Genomic DNA, 2918 nt, shown 5'->3' on the forward strand with positions numbered 1-2918 from the left:
CCGTTCTCGGTGACCAGGCGCAGGTGGTAGGTGCCCGGCGCGACCGGGGCCGCGGCGGCGCCCGGGGCGGAGGCGGTGAACAGGTCCGGCACGGCGACCAGGCCGTCGGCCCCGGTCGGCGCCAGCGTCACCGTGTGCAGCTCCGCGCCGTCCGCGCCCTTGAAGAACGGGGTCCGCGCGGCCGGGTCCACCGGGACCCACGCGCCCTTCTCGTCCTTCTCGACCAGCGCGGCCGTGACCTTCGTCCCGGCGATCGGGGCGCCCTTCGCCGTGGCCTTCAGCTCGATGCCCACGAAGCTGGAGCCCTGGACCGCCGTGAGCGGCTTGGCGCCGGTCCGGGTCAGCGCGTCCACGACGGGGGCGGGCTTGGGCTTGGGGGTGACCGTCCCGGTGAACTTCACCGTGAAGGGCTGGCTGCCCGTGGCGCTGCCCTTGCCCTGGCTGTAGAGGGTGGCGCGCAGGGTGAAGGCGCCCTGCTTCTCGCCCGCCTTGTCGCCCGCCTTCAGGGCGGGGGCGACCGCGATGCCGTCCTTGTCCGTCTTGACCACGGCGGAGGTCTTGCCGTCGGCTTCGAAGACCGTCCCCGAGGTGTCGCCGTCCTCGACCTCAAAGGTGACCGTCTCGCCCGCGGCGGGCTTGCCGTCGCTCAGGACCGCCTTCACCTTGGCCGCGGTCCCGAAGACCGAACCCGCCTCGGCGGTGATCTTCGACTCCCCGACCACCGCGAGCTCGCTCACCGTCGCGGGCACCGGCTTCGTCGGCTCGGTGGGCTTGGTGGGCGGCTTCGTCGGCGGAACCGTCGGCGGCTTCTGCGGGGTCACCGGGGCCGTCGGGGTCACGGGCGGGCGCGGCGGCGGGGTGGGCAGCGACCCGGGCGGCGGCGTCGGGAAGTTCCCCGCGGGCGGGTTCGGAATGTCGGCGGCCCCGGCCTGGTACTGGCGCATCCAGCCGAGCACGGAGTTCACGTACTCGCGGGAGCTGTTGTAGCTCAGGATCGCCTTGTCCAGGTCCCCCGGGTCGGAGAGGTTCCGGTCGCCCGCGCAGAGGTAGAGGCCCGCACCGAGCGCGGCGTCGTAGATGTTGTTCGGGTCCCGGTTGCCGTCGCCGTTGCCGTCGGCGCCCCAGGTCTGCCAGGTCGAGGGGATGAACTGGAGCGGGCCCACGGCCCGGTCGTACTCGGTGTCCCCGTCCCACGCGCCCTTGTCGGTGTCCTTGATGGTCGCGAAGCCGTTGCCGTCCAGGCGGGGACCGCGGATCGGCTTCTCCGTCGAGCCGTCCGCCTTCAGGCCGTAGCCGGAGGCGTGGACGGACTCGATCCGGCCTATGCCCGCGAGTAGCTGCCAGGGCAGCTTGCAGTTGGGCAGCGCGGACCCGACGGCTATCTCGGCCCGGCGGTAGGCGTCGAGGGCGGTCGCGGGTATCCCGCTGGCCCCCTCGGGGGCACCGGAACCGGCCTGCGCGGGCGGGTCGGCCACCAGGTCGGGCAGGTCGAGGCGCGCGTTGCCACGGTCGTTGGCCTGCGGACTGTCCGGTCCGGGCTCGGCCTCACCCGCGTCGGCCGTCGGCGCGGTGGTGACGACCGCCGCCGTGGTCAGACTGGCGGCAAGTGCGGCAGTGCACAGGACCTTGCGCGACGTGCTGACGAGATGACGATGAAGAGGCTTCACAGTGCGGCAATCCCCCCGAGGCAGCCGTGGACATGCGAGTGCGCGGCCGGACGACCCATGAATATTCACTGTCTATCAGGTATTCGCGCACGACTCGCCGTCACCCCACCAATATGTGACAGACCATTCGCCTCTTCTTCACCCGCGGATCGCTCGACGCCCGGCGAAGGTCTTAAGTCCCGGAGAGAAAAGTCCCAATGGCCCGGGTATATACCACTTCAGTTACCTAGGCTGTCTCCATGGCCAAGAGCAGCAAGAAGAACCAGCAGAGCCGCGACGCCCGGGAGCGGCTCCGCCTGGAGCGCGAGGCCGCGGCGCGCAAGGCCAAGCTGCGCGGACGCCTGATGGTCGGCGGCGCGCTGGTCGCCGTACTCGCCATCGCGGCGGGAATCGGCATCTACGCGTCGAAGTCGGGCAGTTCCACCGCCGGCGACTCCGCCGAATCCAGCGGCAAGCCCTTCGTCCAGCCCGCCAACACCTCGGGCGAGGACGGCGTCGTCGTCCCGTACGGCAAGGCGGACGCGAAGGACGTCGTCAGCATCTGGCTCGACCCCCGCTGCCCCTTCTGCGCCGGGGTCGAGATCGGCCTGGGCAAGACCCTCAAGGAGCAGGCCGGCGCCGGCACTTACCGCGTCGAGTACCACTTCGCGACCTTCCTCGACAAGGCACTGGGCGGCGGCAAGGGCTCCAAGCGCGCCTTGAACGCCCTGGGCGCCGCGGTCAACGAGAACCCGGACAAGTTCATGGACTACCTCCAGGTGCTCTACAAGAACCACCCGGAGAAGGAGTCGGACGACAAGTTCGGCTCGACCGCCACCCTCCTGGACCTGGCGGACCAGGTCCCGGGCCTGCGCACCCCGGCCTTCAACAAGGCCGTGAAGGAACTGACCTACATGCCGTGGGTCGACAAGGTCTCGAAGTCCTTCTACGAGAGCGGCAAGAAGGGCACCCCGGAGGTGGAGATCAACGGCAAGCAGGTCAACGTCCTCTCGGGCAAGGGCATCGACTCGATCACCGGTGACGAGTTCAAGCAACTGGTGGCGGACAGCCTGAAGAAGTAGGGCGGTGGGGGTGGGTGGGCGCGGCTTCGCCGCGTTGGGCGGGGGCTTCGGGTGGGGCGGGGTCGGGGAGGTCCCGGGGGCTGCCCGTCAGTTCCACTGTCTCTCCGTGCCGGGGCGACCTGTCAAGGGCGCTCCCTGCGGTCGCGTCGCTGCGCGATGGCCTGCGGCCACCCTTGACAGGCCACCCCGT

2 protein-coding genes are annotated in these 2918 nt (G+C 70.7%); one reads left to right on the forward strand and one right to left on the reverse strand.

The genetic code is table 11. From position 1 onward, the window contains the following. Positions 1-1667, reverse strand: a 1667-nt coding sequence (locus ACZ4UB_RS18680; RefSeq protein ID WP_468071394.1) for a lytic transglycosylase domain-containing protein, incomplete at its 3' end; no start/stop codon positions are given. A gap of 239 nt (positions 1668-1906) precedes the next feature. On the opposite strand from ACZ4UB_RS18680, the gene ACZ4UB_RS18685 reads away from it, so the two are divergent. Further along, complete coding sequence (locus ACZ4UB_RS18685; RefSeq protein ID WP_468071396.1) at positions 1907-2728, forward strand: thioredoxin domain-containing protein; 822 nt, start codon at positions 1907-1909, stop codon at positions 2726-2728. Positions 2729-2918: the final 190 nt, after the last annotated feature.

Source organism: Streptomyces sp. NPDC028419, from assembly GCF_055565515.1.